Here is a 14,162-nt window from a genome sequence, read left to right on the forward strand (position 1 = left end):
CGCAGATTCAATGCGTCAAATCGCTGACCCTCAGTGTCCGTTCGCGCTCGCGGGGCTCAGGCGAGCGCTGCGCGGACAGATCAGACGGATTCAGACGAGCCGTCCTGGCTCGCTTCAAATAACGCCATGGCCTCGACATGTGCCGTCTGAGGAAACATATCGAGAATCCCGGCACGTTTTAACCGGTAGCCCTGCTTGATCAATTCCTGCGTGTCGCGCGCCAGCGTGGCCGGGTTGCACGACACGTATACCAACCGTTTGGCACCCAGGGTCGCGAGCTTGCGCACCACCTCGAAAGCACCGTCACGCGGTGGGTCCAAGAGTACCGCAGAAAAGCCGTTTCCGATCCACTGGGCATCGCTCAAAGGCTGGGATAAATCGGCTTGAAAAAACTTTGTGTTATGCAAATTGTTACTGACGGCGTTGGCAGCGGCCCGCTCGACCATGGTCTGCACGCCCTCCACCGCCACCACTTCACGGGCGCTTTTGGCCAGCGGCAGCGCAAAATTTCCCAACCCACAAAACAGGTCAAGCACGCGTTCGTCAGCCGTCGGTTTCAGCCAGTCCAGTGCCTGCGCGATCATCGCTTCGTTGACCCCGGCGTTGACCTGAACGAAATCTCCCGGCCGATAAGCCAGCTCGAGATCCCACTGTTCCAGGCGGTAACCGAGGCTCTGACCGGCCTCGACCGGTTGCGGTTCACCCTCGCCATGCAGCCACAACTGCGCCTCGTGGAACTGGCAGAAATCCTTGAGGATGCTCAGATCCGCTTCGGACAACGGCGCCATGTGCCGCAGCAATACCGCCAGTGATGAGCCGCTGAACAGCTCGACATGGCCCAGCGCCTGCGGTTTGCTCAGGCGCCGCAGCATCTCCGGCAAGCGGGTCATGATCGGCTGCAAGGGCTGTACCAGCACCGGGCATTCGCTGATCGCGACGATGTCCTGACTGCCGGCAGCGCGGAAACCCACTTCGAGTTTTTTTGCCTTCATGTCCCAGCGCACGGCGATCCGCGCGCGCCGACGGTAACCGAATTCCGGGCCGGTCAGCGGCGCTGCCCACTCTTCGGGTTCGACACCGGCAACGCGCGACAATTGCTCGGCGAGCATGCGCTGTTTCAGGGCGAGTTGTTCAGCGTGGGGCAAGTGCTGGACGCTGCAACCGCCACAGCGGCCAAAGTGCGGGCATGCTGCCGGACGACGCAATTGGCTGGCAGTGAACACGCGTTCGGTGCGCGCTTCGACCACTTTGCCGTGGGCGCCGAGCACCCGTGCTTCGACCTCTTCACCGGCAAGGGCGCCGAGGACGAACCAGGTTTTGCCTTCGAAAAACGCGATACCGCGACCGTCATTGGCCAGGCGCTCGATGTTCAAGCGCTGCTTCTTGCCGGTCGGGATCTGTGGCGCCTTGCTCCCGCCGGCAGGCTGGAAGCGCAGGCCTCTCTCGTGTTTGGCCATCAGTTCGGCGCGTCGAAAATGCCGGTCGACAGGTAACGGTCGCCACGGTCGCAGATGATCGCGACGATCACCGCGTTTTCAACTTCTCTGGACAAGCGCAGCATCGCTGCCACCGCACCGCCCGAGGACACGCCGCAGAAGATGCCTTCTTCGCGGGCCAGGCGCCGGGTAACGTCTTCGGCTTCGCTTTGCGCCATGTCGACGATGCGGTCGACGCGGTCAGCCTGATAAATCTTCGGCAGGTATTCCTGCGGCCAGCGGCGGATGCCGGGAATGGCCGAGCCTTCCATCGGTTGCAGGCCGACGATCTGTACGCTGTCGCTCTGCTCTTTGAGGTAGCGCGAAACGCCCATGATGGTCCCGGTGGTGCCCATCGAACTGACGAAATGGGTGATGCTGCCCTGGGTCTGACGCCAGATTTCCGGACCGGTGGTGGTGTAGTGCGCTTCCGGGTTGTCGCCATTGGCGAACTGGTCGAGCACCTTGCCACGGCCTTCGGCTTCCATACGCTGGGCCAGATCGCGGGCGCCTTCCATGCCCTCTTCCTGAGTCACCAGGATCAGCTCGGCGCCATACGCGGTCATCGCCGCTTTACGCTCGGCGCTGGAGTTGTCCGGCATGATCAGGATCATCTTGTAACCCTTGATCGCAGCGGCCATCGCTAGAGCGATACCGGTGTTGCCGGAGGTCGCCTCGATCAGCGTATCGCCGGGATTGATCTGCCCGCGCAACTCGGCGCGAGTGATCATCGACAACGCCGGGCGGTCCTTGACCGAACCCGCCGGGTTGTTCCCTTCGAGCTTGAGCAAAAGGGTGTTGCTGGTGGCGCCGGGCAGGCGCTGCAAACGCACCAGCGGCGTGTTGCCGACGCAATCGGCGATGGTTGGGTACTGCAGGGTCATGGCGTATTCGCAATCCAGACGTGCGGGGGCGCCTATCATACCGGCAAACCCGCGCAGGCCATATCACGCAAAGTGCGGTGCTTATGGTTTATGGGAATAAGCAAATAAAAGTCGCGCCAGTGGTGCGACTTTTATTTGCGCAACACTCAGTTCTCGTGGTGATGCTTGGAATTCGCGAGCAGGCTCGCTCCCACAGGATTTAGTGTCAGCAGTGATGACACTATTAACGGTAGATCACACAGCCTGCGGCGAACCGAGCTCCATTGTGGGAGCGAGCCTGCTCGCGAAGGCGTCCGCATGGGCGACGCCATCATCCGCCAGCAAGCGCAAATTCAACCGCAGCCCAGCCCCGGTATTTTCCGCCCAGAGCAACCCGCCCTGGCGCTGCACCGCGTTGCGCGCAATGCTCAAGCCCAGACCAAAGCCACCGTCCCCGGGTCTCGATCCGTCCAATCGAATGAACGGCGAAAAGATCCGCTGCAGATCTTCGTCAGCCACGCCGCCGCCCTGATCCTCCAGCCACAAATGCCAATACTCGCCATCGCGCCGTGCATCGAGCCGCACAATCCCGCCCTCGGGCGAGTGACGAATGGCGTTGCGCAAAATGTTCTCCAGCGCTTGAGCGAGGGTGTTGAGATTACCGCGCACCCAGCACGATGCTTCGACCGAGCATTGCAGTTGCAGACTCGGCCAGCCGCTTTCATAACAGGCGTTGTCGGTGAGCATTTCCCACAGCGCCTGAATCTGGATCGCTTCATCCGGCAACGGCGAGCGGTCGGTGTCGAGCCAGGCCAGTTGCAGGGTGTCTTCGACCAAACGTTGCATGCCATCGACTTCGCGGCCGATGCGTTCGCGCAGTTGCAGCAAGCCCTGTTCGCTTTCGCTGGCCACGCGCAGGCGGCTCAGCGGCGTGCGCAGTTCGTGGGACAAGTCGCGCAATAGCTGCTGCTGCAAGGCGACCGTAGTTTGCAGGCGCTCGGACATGGAATCGAAGGCCCGCGCCAGCTCACCGAGTTCATCCGGGCGCTGGGTAATGCCGCTCGACAGGCGCACATTCAATTGATCGGCGCGCCAGGCGTTGGCCTGTTCGCGCAGGTTGTTCAGCGGCACGACCAACAGGCGATACAGGCCGACGCAGAGCAACAGGGTGAACAGCCCGGGAATCACGCCGTTAGTGATCACCCGCCAGAACACCCGGTACTTGCCTGGCACAAAACGTTCAGGCAGCTCGATGACGAGGATGCCGGCGGCCGGATCCTGGGGAAACGGTACCCTCAGCCAAGGTCGGCCCTTCTTGTGGATCGGCCAGTCGAGGCCGCGCAGGAAGGTCAGGTGCTGCACCTCCGCCGCCTTCAAGGGTTCGCTGCTCAGCGACTGCAAATCAGCGCCGATCACGCCGACCCAACTGGCCTCGCGCAATTCCATGCTCTGCAACCAGTCATCGACGCCATTGCGCCCGCCGCGCTGCCACGCCTGTTCGGCTTGCGCGGCATAACGGCTGAGCGTGCTGCGCGCGTCACTGGAGAGGAACTGATTGCGCTCCTCCATGTAGCGGCCCCACGACCAGCTCAGCCAGATCATCAGCAGACAGAACGCCACCAGCAGGCACGCCAGTTTCCAGAACAGTGAATGCCGACCCGGCAGCTCAGACAGTTTCATCGGCGCCGCTCAAGACATAGCCCTTGCCCCACACCGTGCGCACTTCACGTTCGGTGTAACTGATGGCTTTGAGTTTGCGGCGGATCTGGCTGATGTGCATGTCGAGGCTGCGGTCGTGCGCCGCAAAGCCGCGTTGCAGGACGTGCTGATAAAGGAAGGCCTTGCTCAGCACTTCCTCGTTGTTGCGGTGCAGGGTTTCCAGCAGACGGAATTCGCTGCGGGTCAAGCCGGCCGTTTGCTCGCGGAAAAACACGTCGCACTGTTCGTCATCGAAACGCAGGGTGCCGCTGACCACCGCAGCGGTAACCGCAGGCGGGCGCTGATCCAGCGCCACGCGGCGCAGGATCGCTTCGATGCGCACATGCAACTCGGCCATGCTGAACGGCTTGGGCAAATAGTCATCGGCGCCGAGGCGGAAACCGCTGATGCGATCGGCCTCGGCACCCAGCGCCGACATCAGCAACACCGGCGTCGAATGGCTCTGACGCAATTGCGTCAACAACTGCAGACCATCGAGCCCCGGCAGCAGAATATCCATCAGCACCACGTCGAAAGGCTGGCGCTGGGCGATGTTCAGACCTTCCTGGCCGTTCTGGCACCAGGTCACCTGAAAACCGCTGCGGCCCAGATGCTCGTGCACATACGCACCGAGAACCGGATCGTCTTCAATGGAAAGGATGCGTGGCTGGCCAACGGAAACAGGAGTCATGAGTATCTGCAAGTAATTCTCAGTTGGCGGATTATTCAAGATTGTCCGACAGCGGGCAACACAAGCTTGGCCTGTCAGACGAACGAGTGCCTGGGCGGCGCTGCATTTTCCGCAAGATTGCCCGCCTGCAAATCGCTACACTGCGCCCATGTCGCGTGCCGGATGCACGCATGTGTCAACAGATCAGCGGGATGCGGGAGATAGGCGTGCTCAAGAAACTGGGAATCAAAGGTCGCGTGCTGTTGCTGACCTTGTTGCCGACCAGCCTGATGGCGCTGGTGCTGGGTGGCTATTTCACCTGGACGCAGCAGACCGACCTGCAGAGCCAATTGATGCAGCGCGGCGAAATGATCGCCGAGCAACTGGCGCCGCTGGTGGCGCCGGCAATGGGTCACGGCGACGCCGATCTGCTCGAACGCATTGCTACCCAATCCCTTGAACAACCCGACGTGCGCGCGGTGACTTTCCTCGCGGCGGACCGCTCGCCATTGGCCCACGCCGGCCCGACCATGCTCAATCAGGCGCCGAGCGGTGACAGCGCGCTGCTGCAACGACGCAGCGGCAATGACGCGACGCGCTACCTGATGCCGGTGTTCGGCAAGCACCGCAACCTCGCCGGTGAAATCATTCCCGAAGAATCCGAACGGCTGCTCGGCTGGGTCGAGCTGGAGCTGTCGCACAACGGCATGTTGCTGCGCGGCTATCGCAGCCTGTTCGCCAGCCTGCTGCTGATCGCCGCCGGACTTGCCGGCGCCGCCCTCCTCGCATTGCGCATGGGCCGCACCATCAACCGTCCGCTGAGCCAGATCAAACAAGCGGTCGCGCAGCTCAAGGACGGTCATCTGGAAACCCGCTTGCCGCCCCTCGGCAGCCAGGAACTGGACGAACTGGCCTCGGGCATCAACCGCATGGCCGGCACCCTGCAGAATGCTCGCGAAGAATTGCAGCACAGCGTCGATCAGGCCACCGAGGACGTTCGGCAGAATCTGGAAACCATCGAGATCCAGAACATCGAACTGGACCTGGCGCGCAAAGAGGCGCTGGAAGCCAGCCGCATCAAATCCGAATTTCTCGCCAACATGAGCCACGAGATCCGCACGCCGCTCAACGGCATTCTCGGCTTCACTCACCTGTTGCAGAAAAGCGAACTGACCCCGCGCCAGCTCGACTATCTGGGCACCATCGAAAAGTCCGCCGACAGCCTGTTGGGAATCATCAACGAAATTCTCGACTTCTCGAAAATCGAGGCCGGCAAACTGGTGCTCGATCACATTCCGTTCAACCTGCGTGATCTGTTGCAGGACACCCTGACCATCCTCGCCCCGGCCGCGCACGCCAAGCAGCTCGAGCTGGTCAGCCTGGTCTATCGCGATACGCCGCTGTCGCTGGTCGGCGATCCGCTGCGCCTGAAGCAGATTCTCACCAATCTTGTCAGCAACGCGATCAAGTTCACCCGCGAAGGCACCATCGTCGCCCGGGCGATGCTCGAAGACGAACACGAAGACAGCGTGCAACTGCGCATCAGCATTCAGGACACCGGTATCGGTCTGTCGAGTCAGGATGTCCGCGCGCTGTTCCAGGCCTTCAGTCAGGCCGACAATTCACTGTCGCGCCAACCCGGCGGCACCGGGCTGGGACTGGTGATTTCCAAGCGTCTGATCGAACAGATGGGCGGCGAGATCGGCGTCGACAGCACGCCGGGCGAAGGTTCGGAATTCTGGATCAGCCTGAGCCTGCCCAAGACTCGCGACGACGCCGAAGACCTGCCCGCCGCGCCGCTGCTCGGGCGCCGCGTGGCGGTGCTGGAGAACCACGAACTGGCGCGTCAGGCCTTGCAGCATCAACTGGAAGACTGCGGCCTCGAAGTCACCCCGTTCAATACCCTGGAAAGCCTGAGCAATGGCGTTACCGGCGCGCATCAGACCGATCAGGCGATTGATCTGGCGGTGATCGGCATCACCAGCAACGACATGCTCCCGGAACGCTTGAACCAGCACATCTGGGACCTCGAACATCTGGGCTGCAAAGTGCTGGTGCTGTGCCCGACCACCGAACAGACGCTGTTTCACCTGTCTGTACCCAACCCGCACAGCCAGCTTCAAGCCAAACCGGCGTGTACCCGCAAACTGCGCCGGGCCTTGGCCGATCTGGTCAATCCGCGCCAGACCCGCAGCGAACCGGGCGAACCGCTGTCGAGTCGTGCGCCGCGCGTACTGTGTGTCGACGACAACCCGGCGAATTTACTGCTGGTGCAAACCCTGCTCGAAGACATGGGCGCCCGCGTACTCGCAGTGGAAAGCGGTTACGCGGCAGTCAAAGCGGTGCAAACCGAATCCTTCGATCTGGTGTTGATGGACGTGCAGATGCCAGGCATGGACGGTCGCCAGACCACCGAAACCATTCGCCAGTGGGAAAGCGAACGACATTGCACACCGCTGCCGATCGTCGCCCTCACCGCCCACGCCATGGCCAACGAAAAACGCGCGCTGCTGCAAAGCGGCATGGATGACTACCTGACCAAACCGATCAGCGAGCGGCAATTGGCGCAGGTGGTGTTGAAGTGGACCGGACTGGCCCTGCGCAATCAGGCGCCGGAGCGCAGCGGCGACAGCGCGGCAAGTCAGCAGGAGCTGCCGGTGCTCGATCATGAAGAAGGTTTGCGCCTGGCGGCGGGCAAGGCGGATCTGGCGGCGGACATGCTCGCCATGCTGCTGGCGTCGCTGGAAGCCGACCGCGAAGCGATTCGCGCCGCGCGTGACAGTCACGACCAGAATGCCCTGCTCGAACGCGTGCACCGCTTGCACGGCGCGACCCGTTATTGCGGCGTGCCACAACTGCGCGCCGCCTGCCAGCGCAGCGAAACCCTGCTCAAGCAGGACGATCCGAAAGCCGCCGCCGCGCTGGACGAACTGGAGCGCTCGATCAATCGACTCGCCGCGCAGGCACGCATCAGCGCCTGATCCACGGCAAGGCACGGCGCGCGCAAGGCGCTACAGTTGTCGCGGGCATTGCGGCCCGCGTCGATGTTCCAGGAGGATTCATGCGCACGATCATTTTCAGCAGCCAGACCTACGACCGCGACAGTTTCCTCGCCGCCGACTGCCCGGCCGGGCTCGAACTGCACTTTCAAGCGGCGCGACTGAGCCTCGATACGACGGCGTTGGCCGAGCAGCACGAAGTGGTCTGCGCGTTCATCAATGACGACCTCAGCGCCCCGGTGCTGGAACGCCTCGCTGCCGGTGGCACGCGGCTGATTGCCCTGCGTTCGGCCGGTTACAACCATGTCGACCTGCCGGCGGCGAAACGCCTCGGCCTGGCCGTCGTGCGTGTGCCGGCCTACTCGCCGCACGCCGTGGCCGAACATGCGGTGGCACTGATCCTCGCCCTCAATCGTCGTTTGCACCGTGCCTACAACCGCACCCGCGAAGGCGATTTCAGTCTGCATGGCCTGACCGGTTTCGATCTGGTCGGCAAGACCGTCGGCATCGTCGGCACCGGGCAGATCGGCGCAACGTTCGCGAAAATCATGCACGGCTTCGGCTGTGAATTGCTGGCCTACGATCCGTATCCCAATCCCGAAGTGCTGGCGCTGGGCGCACGTTATCTGAGCCTGCCGGAGTTGCTCGCGCAGTCGCGGATCATCAGCCTGCATTGCCCGCTCAACGAGCAGAGCAAGCACCTGATCAATCGCGACTCACTGGCGCACATGCAGGCCGGGGCGATGCTGATCAACACCGGGCGTGGCGGGCTGGTGGACACGCCGGCACTGATCGACGCGCTGAAGGACGGCCAACTCGGTTATCTGGGGCTGGATGTTTATGAGGAAGAGGCGCAGCTGTTTTTCGAGGATCGCTCCGACCTGCCGTTGCAGGACGATGTGCTGGCGCGTCTGCTGACGTTTCCCAACGTGATCATCACCGCGCATCAGGCGTTTCTGACCCGCGAGGCGCTGGGCGCGATTGCCGCGACCACCCTGCACAACATCGCGACCTGGGCGGCAGGTGCGCCGCAAAACCAGGTCGAGGGTTGAACCATTTTACTTGGACAGCGAAGACGCCAGGATCAGCAAGCCCAGCCAGCCGAAACCGAGCAGGCGCTGCTTGCTCGAATGGCCGCTGCGCAGCAGGAACCAGACAAAAAACGCCGGTAACAGAAACACCATGATTTTCAGCCAGCCCTCCACCGGGCGGCTGCCATCGGCGTTGAGCGGTTGTTGTTCCTGGCGTGCCTGTTCCGCAGCCTGCTGACGACGTCGGCGCCCTGCTGCTGCCGGCATCACTTTGGGTAAAGGCTCGGACACTGGCGGCGCAACCGCCTCTGGCACTGCGTTGTTGCGTGGCAGGCTGCCGAAGGAAATCGTCGAAGCTTGCACCGAGGCCGCCGTCGATTGCGCCTGCATGGCGGCGTGTTCGGCCATCGGGGCGCCGCAGTGAATGCACACCAGCGCTTCGGAACTGATGCTCCGCTTGCATTCATAACATTCGATCAGCGCCATGTTCCGTTCCTTCAGATTCGGGGGCCGGCAGTTTGCCATGACTGTGCTCTCAATTGAACCGGATCGAAGGTCGCACGCGTGCATCATTCTGCAATCGAGCCCGTGCTAGCATGTCGCGCATATTTGGAGGACCCATGGTCGAACACGATTTCCGCTACACCCTGATGAACCCGCAACACACCCTCACCGAATGCCGCGCCCTCGTCCCGGGCCGCTATCAGGTGACCGGCAACGGTGGCTCGATCCGCATCGGCGATGCGCTTTTGGTCACCCTCAAAGGCAGCAAGGATTTGTCCATGCGCCTGACCGTCGACACCGTCCGCCACCTGATCAATCCGCCGGGCCAATGGACCGCAATGACCACAGGCCCGGTGTTCGGCGAACTGGCCATTCACACCTGGCAGGTCAACTGCGACAGCTGCGCGAAAGAGCTGAGTTTCGAATTCGCCGTGGATGCCAAACTCGGCAAGACCGCCGAGAAACCCGCCGCCACCGCGCGCATCGCCGAGCTGGGCTGGAAAGCCGTCGGCGACAAGCACCTGTGCCCGAAATGCCAGGAGCCTGCATGATGAAACGCCTCGCCCTGACCGCACTGATCGGTGTCGGCCTGGTCGGTTGCGCCGCAGAGCCGGTGCAACTGCAGCACAACCGCAGCTACATTCTGGAATGGATCGGCGAGCGGCCATTGATGGATTACAGCCACCTGACCGTGACCCTCGGCGATGACGGCCGCGCCTACGGCAACGGCGGCTGCAACCATTGGTTCGCGCCGTACACGCAGGACGGCGACAAGCTGAGCTTTGGCAAGATCGGCAAGACCCGCAAGCTCTGCGCCCCGGCGTTGATGGAACAGGAACAGCGATTCCTGCAGGCGCTGGAAAAAGTCGAGCGCTGGGACATTTCGCCGATCGAGCAGGTGCGCTTCTGGCCGGCTCAGGGCAAGCCATTGCGCTGGTGGCTGGAAGAGGGTTGATCTTTCAACCATAAAAAAGATCGCAGCCTTCGGCAGCTCTGCAAGGACCGCTTACACCCTGTAGGAGCTGACGAAGGCTGCGATCTTTTCTTTGGGTCGACGACTTATTTGCTGGACTGTAAAGCCTCCAGCTTCGCCATCACTCCCGCCGCCGTCTGCTCGCCCAGCAACTGTTCACGCACTTTGCCCTTGTCATCGATGATGAACGTCACCGGCAGCGCTTCACTGCGCGGCAGGTCGAACAGCTCGGCCGGATCCTGCGCGAGCACGGTGAACTTGATGCCGAGTTTTTCGCTCGCCTCTTTCAACTCTGCGCCCTGCACGTTGTCGAAATTGACCCCGAACACACCGACGTTCCTGCTATTGAGCTCATCAGCCAAATGATTCAGCTCGGGAATTTCCGTGCGGCACGGGCCACACCACTCGGCCCAGTAGTTAAGCACCACCCATTGTTTGTCCAGACGTTCGGACGCAACCTTCTGGCCGTTCTGGTCGATGCCGTAATCATTGCCGCAGCCCCCCAGCATCAACGCCCCGAGAATCGTCAATGCCGCTGCCAATCGCCGTGTCATGTCGTGTTCCTTGTGAAAATTCGAAAGCGCCTGCGACCCATCGCCTCTGACGGTTCTGGATTGCGCGCTGCACAGTTAGAATAGCCGCCACTTTACGCCAGAAGCGACCCGCCATGACCGATCTGACGCTTTATCACAATCCGCGCTGCTCGAAATCCCGCGGCGCACTGGAACTGCTCGAAGCCCGCGGCGTGCATCCGACTGTCGTGCGCTACCTGGAAACCCCGCTCAGCGCCGCGCAGATCAAAGCCCTGCTCGGCAAACTCGGGATCAGCGCGCGGCAGCTGCTGCGCACCGGCGAAGAGCAATACAAAACCCTGGACCTGGCCGACGCAAGCCTCAGCGAGCAGCAACTGATCGACGCCATCGCCGCGCACCCGAAACTCATGGAGCGGCCGATTCTGGAAGTCGGCGACAAGGCCGTCATCGGTCGCCCGCCGGAAAACGTGCTGGAGTTGTTGCCATGAGCGCGCCGTACATTCTGGTCCTCTATTACAGCCGCAACGGTTCGACCAACGAGATGGCCCGGCAAATCGCCCGTGGCATCGAGCAGGCCGGAATGGAAGCGCGTCTGCGCACAGTGCCGGCGATTTCCACCGAGTGCGAAGCGGTGGCGGCGGAGATTCCCGCTGAAGGCGCGCTCTATGCCAGCCTCGATGATCTGAAGAACTGCGCCGGCCTCGCCTTGGGCAGTCCGACTCGTTTCGGCAACATGGCCGCGCCGCTCAAGTACTTTCTCGACGGCACCAGCAACCTCTGGCTGACCGGCGCGCTGGTCGGCAAACCGGCCGGCGTGTTCACCTCCACCGCCAGCCTGCACGGCGGTCAGGAAACCACGCTGCTGTCGATGATGTTGCCGTTGTTGCATCACGGCATGTTGATCACCGGCCTGCCCTACAGCGAATCGGCCCTGCTCGAAACCGAGGGTGGCGGCACACCTTATGGCGCCAGCCATCACGCCGGTGCCGACGGCAAGAATGGCCTCGATCAGCACGAAGTGGCACTGTGTCGCGCACTCGGTCTGCGTCTGGCGAAAACCGCGCAGAAACTGGTGGGCTGATGGCGAAGAAGCCGAAAGTCCTGCCCTCGGTGGCGTGGCTTGAGCCACGGGTCAAGGCGATGCGCGTGCTCAGCCTGCTGAGCTTTTTCGCCCTCGCCGGCTTGCTGGCCGCTTATTATCTGCTGTTCGCCGACCTGCATGGCGCACGGCCTTGGGTGATTCTGCTGGTCGAGCTGATCCCGTGGCTGGTGCTCGCCCCGGCGATGATCATGGGCAGCGCCCGTGGCCATTCGTGGATGTGTTTTGTGGTGAACCTGTATTTCATCAAGGGCGCACTGGCGGCGTACGACCCCAACCGGCAGCTGTTCGGCCTGCTGGAAATGGCCGCGAGCCTGGCGGTGTTCTGCTCGGCGCTGTTGTATGTGCGCTGGCGCTATCAGTTGAATCGCAAATTGGCGGGCGAAGGCGAGATCAGCGTCGCCTGACCAAGCGCTTTCGCGAGCAGGCCTCCACATTTGGAATGCATTCCCTGTGGGAGCGAGCCTGCTCGCGAATGCAGCGACGCAGTCTTAATGGTTGACGGTATAGGCGAGCATCATCGAAATCTGGCTCATTGGCCGTCCGCCACTCTGTTCGTGCCATTGGTTGAACGCGTTCTGCACCGTTGCCAGATCACGCTGGCTGGTCGGCACTTTGTCGACGATCTTCTGTGCATTCAACGCTGCGACTACGTCGTAGCTGGGCACGAACGTGTCCTTGCCGACCATGCGCAAAAAGCGCGGCGCCGACAGCCCGCCGAGTTGGTGGCCGTGCTTTTTCAGGTAGGTCCACAGGCCGACGATATCGGTCACCGGCCAGTCGGCGATCAGCGCGCCGAAGCTGCCCTTGTCCTTTTCCACATCGAGAATGAACTGCGCATTGCGCGGCACGCTTTTCAACTTGCCGAGATGACGGATGATCCGCGCGTCCTGCATCAGCCGCTCCAGGTGTTCGGCGCTCATCAGCACGACTTTTTCCGGATCGAACTTGAAGAACACTTCTTCGAACGCCGGCCACTTGGCATCGACCAGGCTGTGCTTGAGCCCGGCGCGAAAAACCCGCAGGGCCATGGTCGAGAGGTAGCGGTCGTCGCGGATCTTGCGCAGTTGTGCGGGGGTCTTGGGAACGGGCAGATGGGCTTCCAGTTCAGCCGCTGAACCGAAACGGTTCAGACAGTATTCGTGCAGCCACTTGTAATCGCGCATGCCCTCTCCTATTGAATGAAACGAACAGATCCCTGTGGGAGCGAGCCTGCTCGCGAAGGGGTTGGATCAGTCAACACAGGGGCTGAATGACACACCGCTTTCGCGAGCAGGCTCGCTCCCACATCTGGATCGGGTTTTACAGATTGACGACATTGACGAAACGCGAAGCCGCGGTTTCGTCGATCTTCAGGCTGGTGAAGTCGAACAGATTGCGGTCGGCCAGTTGCGATGGCACCACGTTTTGCAGGCTGCGGAAAATCGATTCGGTACGGCCCGGGGTCTTGCGGTCCCAGTCCTGGAGCATTTCCTTGACCACCTGGCGCTGCAGGTTTTCCTGCGAGCCGCAGAGGTTGCACGGGATGATCGGGAATTGCTTGAGGTCCGAGTAAGCCTGAATGTCCTTCTCGTTGCAGTAAGCCAGCGGACGAATCACCACGTTGCGGCCATCGTCGGCGCGCAGTTTCGGTGGCATCGCTTTCAGGGTGCCGTTGAAGAACATGTTGAGGAAGAAGGTTTCGACGATGTCGTCGCGGTGATGACCGAGGGCCATTTTCGTCGCGCCGATTTCGTCAGCAAAGGTGTACAGGGTGCCGCGACGCAGGCGCGAGCACAGCGAACAGGTGGTCTTGCCTTCCGGCACCAGTTCCTTGACCACCGAGTAAGTGTCCTTCTCGACGATGTGATACTCGATGCCCAGTTCTTTCAGGTAGGCCGGCAGCACGTGCTCGGGAAAGCCCGGCTGTTTCTGGTCCATGTTCACCGCGACGATGTCGAACTTGATCGGTGCAACCTTCTGCAGGTGCATCAGCACGTCGAGCATGGTGTAGCTGTCCTTGCCCCCGGACAGGCAGACCATGACCTTGTCGCCGTCTTCGATCATGTTGAAATCGGCGACCGCTTCGCCGGCCAGGCGGCGCAGGCGCTTTTGCAGTTTGTTCTGGTTAACCGTAAGAGTGCCCATGACGCGAAATCCGTGAGGTGTGACGAAAGGCCGGCATTTTACGCAAAAACGCCAGTAGCGCGAAGCACGGATCCCGACCGTCCGTAACCTGAAATGCTGCTTTGAATGTAGGAGCCGCCGAAGGCTGCGCTCTTCTGCTTGTAAAAACACGATGAAAAGATCGCAGCCTTCGCCCGCGCCTACACACGCA

General features: G+C 61.8%; 15 protein-coding genes. 7 read left to right on the forward strand and 8 right to left on the reverse strand.

Features of this window, described 5'->3' with window-relative positions:
• Positions 1-80: 80 nt before the first annotated feature.
• The 4 genes from rlmD to AB4N53_RS12450 form a co-directional block, all read right to left on the reverse strand.
• The gene (gene rlmD / locus AB4N53_RS12435; RefSeq protein WP_460120805.1) at positions 81-1,457 is read right to left on the reverse strand and encodes a 23S rRNA (uracil(1939)-C(5))-methyltransferase RlmD; all 1,377 of its coding nucleotides are present in this window, start codon (positions 1,455-1,457) and stop codon (positions 81-83) included.
• Entirely contained in the window at positions 1,457-2,359 is a 903-nt protein-coding gene (gene cysM / locus AB4N53_RS12440; RefSeq protein ID WP_041479583.1) for a cysteine synthase CysM, read from the reverse strand. The genes rlmD and cysM overlap by 1 nt, the downstream gene beginning before the upstream one ends.
• 234 nt (positions 2,360-2,593) lie before the next feature.
• Positions 2,594-4,018, reverse strand: coding sequence for a histidine kinase sensor domain-containing protein (locus tag AB4N53_RS12445; RefSeq protein WP_460120807.1), 1,425 nt, complete (start codon positions 4,016-4,018; stop codon positions 2,594-2,596).
• Entirely contained in the window at positions 4,005-4,727 is a 723-nt protein-coding gene (locus AB4N53_RS12450; protein ID WP_460120809.1) for a response regulator transcription factor, read from the reverse strand. Before AB4N53_RS12450 ends, AB4N53_RS12445 begins: the two co-directional genes overlap by 14 nt.
• Positions 4,728-4,933: 206 nt before the next feature.
• Between AB4N53_RS12450 and AB4N53_RS12455 the strand changes: the two genes are divergently transcribed.
• Entirely contained in the window at positions 4,934-7,687 is a 2,754-nt protein-coding gene (locus AB4N53_RS12455; RefSeq protein WP_460125439.1) for a response regulator, read from the forward strand.
• A gap of 80 nt (positions 7,688-7,767) precedes the next feature.
• The gene (locus tag AB4N53_RS12460) at positions 7,768-8,757 is read left to right on the forward strand and encodes a 2-hydroxyacid dehydrogenase (RefSeq protein ID WP_460120811.1); all 990 of its coding nucleotides are present in this window, start codon (positions 7,768-7,770) and stop codon (positions 8,755-8,757) included.
• Positions 8,758-8,763: 6 nt separating this feature from the next.
• On the opposite strand, the gene AB4N53_RS12465 is transcribed toward AB4N53_RS12460, so the two are convergent.
• The gene (locus AB4N53_RS12465; protein ID WP_460120813.1) at positions 8,764-9,222 is read right to left on the reverse strand and encodes a hypothetical protein; all 459 of its coding nucleotides are present in this window, start codon (positions 9,220-9,222) and stop codon (positions 8,764-8,766) included.
• 134 nt (positions 9,223-9,356) lie between these two features.
• On the opposite strand from AB4N53_RS12465, the gene AB4N53_RS12470 reads away from it, so the two are divergent.
• Positions 9,357-9,791, forward strand: a complete 435-nt coding sequence (locus tag AB4N53_RS12470; protein WP_039757838.1) for a hypothetical protein — start codon at positions 9,357-9,359, stop codon at positions 9,789-9,791.
• Positions 9,791-10,195 carry an META domain-containing protein gene (locus tag AB4N53_RS12475; protein ID WP_123443634.1) on the forward strand — a complete coding sequence of 135 codons (405 nt, stop codon included), beginning with the start codon at positions 9,791-9,793 and terminating at the stop codon, positions 10,193-10,195. Before AB4N53_RS12470 ends, AB4N53_RS12475 begins: the two co-directional genes overlap by 1 nt.
• 104 nt (positions 10,196-10,299) lie before the next feature.
• Here the strand turns inward: AB4N53_RS12475 and AB4N53_RS12480 are convergent, their stop codons facing one another.
• Entirely contained in the window at positions 10,300-10,767 is a 468-nt protein-coding gene (locus AB4N53_RS12480; protein ID WP_460120815.1) for a TlpA disulfide reductase family protein, read from the reverse strand.
• A gap of 113 nt (positions 10,768-10,880) precedes the next feature.
• On the opposite strand from AB4N53_RS12480, the gene arsC reads away from it, so the two are divergent.
• Genes arsC through AB4N53_RS12495 form a run of 3 tightly spaced genes read left to right on the forward strand, consistent with a single transcriptional unit; the run spans position 10,881 to position 12,252 of the window.
• Positions 10,881-11,234 (forward strand): arsenate reductase (glutaredoxin), encoded by a 354-nt coding sequence (gene arsC, locus AB4N53_RS12485; RefSeq protein WP_460120818.1) that lies wholly within the window; start codon positions 10,881-10,883, stop codon positions 11,232-11,234.
• The gene (gene wrbA, locus AB4N53_RS12490) at positions 11,231-11,827 is read left to right on the forward strand and encodes an NAD(P)H:quinone oxidoreductase (RefSeq protein ID WP_423523401.1); all 597 of its coding nucleotides are present in this window, start codon (positions 11,231-11,233) and stop codon (positions 11,825-11,827) included. The genes arsC and wrbA overlap by 4 nt, the downstream gene beginning before the upstream one ends.
• A complete protein-coding gene (locus AB4N53_RS12495) occupies positions 11,827-12,252 on the forward strand; it encodes a DUF2069 domain-containing protein (protein ID WP_310405466.1) in 426 nt (141 codons plus the stop codon). The genes wrbA and AB4N53_RS12495 overlap by 1 nt, the downstream gene beginning before the upstream one ends.
• A gap of 84 nt (positions 12,253-12,336) precedes the next feature.
• On the opposite strand, the gene AB4N53_RS12500 is transcribed toward AB4N53_RS12495, so the two are convergent.
• Positions 12,337-13,011, reverse strand: coding sequence for a DNA-3-methyladenine glycosylase I (locus tag AB4N53_RS12500; RefSeq protein WP_016773632.1), 675 nt, complete (start codon positions 13,009-13,011; stop codon positions 12,337-12,339).
• Between the two features lie 136 nt (positions 13,012-13,147).
• Positions 13,148-13,972, reverse strand: a complete 825-nt coding sequence (gene ttcA, locus AB4N53_RS12505) for a tRNA 2-thiocytidine(32) synthetase TtcA (RefSeq protein WP_024013975.1) — start codon at positions 13,970-13,972, stop codon at positions 13,148-13,150.
• Positions 13,973-14,162: the final 190 nt, after the last annotated feature.

Source organism: Pseudomonas sp. H3_E04 (assembly GCF_054668915.1).

Bases quoted from the DNA above. Each gene is read 5' to 3' on its own strand.
- AB4N53_RS12445 (WP_460120807.1), bottom strand. From the start codon at position 4,018: ATGAAACTGTCTGAGCTGCCGGGTCGGCATTCACTGTTCTGGAAACTG.
- AB4N53_RS12500 (WP_016773632.1), bottom strand. From the start codon at position 13,011: ATGCGCGATTACAAGTGGCTGCACGAATACTGTCTGAACCGTTTCGGT.
- AB4N53_RS12475 (WP_123443634.1), top strand. From the start codon at position 9,791: ATGAAACGCCTCGCCCTGACCGCACTGATCGGTGTCGGCCTGGTCGGT.
- AB4N53_RS12450 (WP_460120809.1), bottom strand. From the start codon at position 4,727: ATGACTCCTGTTTCCGTTGGCCAGCCACGCATCCTTTCCATTGAAGAC.
- AB4N53_RS12460 (WP_460120811.1), top strand. From the start codon at position 7,768: ATGCGCACGATCATTTTCAGCAGCCAGACCTACGACCGCGACAGTTTC.
- AB4N53_RS12470 (WP_039757838.1), top strand. From the start codon at position 9,357: ATGGTCGAACACGATTTCCGCTACACCCTGATGAACCCGCAACACACC.
- cysM (WP_041479583.1), bottom strand. From the start codon at position 2,359: ATGACCCTGCAGTACCCAACCATCGCCGATTGCGTCGGCAACACGCCG.
- arsC (WP_460120818.1), top strand. From the start codon at position 10,881: ATGACCGATCTGACGCTTTATCACAATCCGCGCTGCTCGAAATCCCGC.
- ttcA (WP_024013975.1), bottom strand. From the start codon at position 13,972: ATGGGCACTCTTACGGTTAACCAGAACAAACTGCAAAAGCGCCTGCGC.
- AB4N53_RS12465 (WP_460120813.1), bottom strand. From the start codon at position 9,222: ATGGCGCTGATCGAATGTTATGAATGCAAGCGGAGCATCAGTTCCGAA.
- AB4N53_RS12480 (WP_460120815.1), bottom strand. From the start codon at position 10,767: ATGACACGGCGATTGGCAGCGGCATTGACGATTCTCGGGGCGTTGATG.
- AB4N53_RS12495 (WP_310405466.1), top strand. From the start codon at position 11,827: ATGGCGAAGAAGCCGAAAGTCCTGCCCTCGGTGGCGTGGCTTGAGCCA.
- rlmD (WP_460120805.1), bottom strand. From the start codon at position 1,457: ATGGCCAAACACGAGAGAGGCCTGCGCTTCCAGCCTGCCGGCGGGAGC.
- wrbA (WP_423523401.1), top strand. From the start codon at position 11,231: ATGAGCGCGCCGTACATTCTGGTCCTCTATTACAGCCGCAACGGTTCG.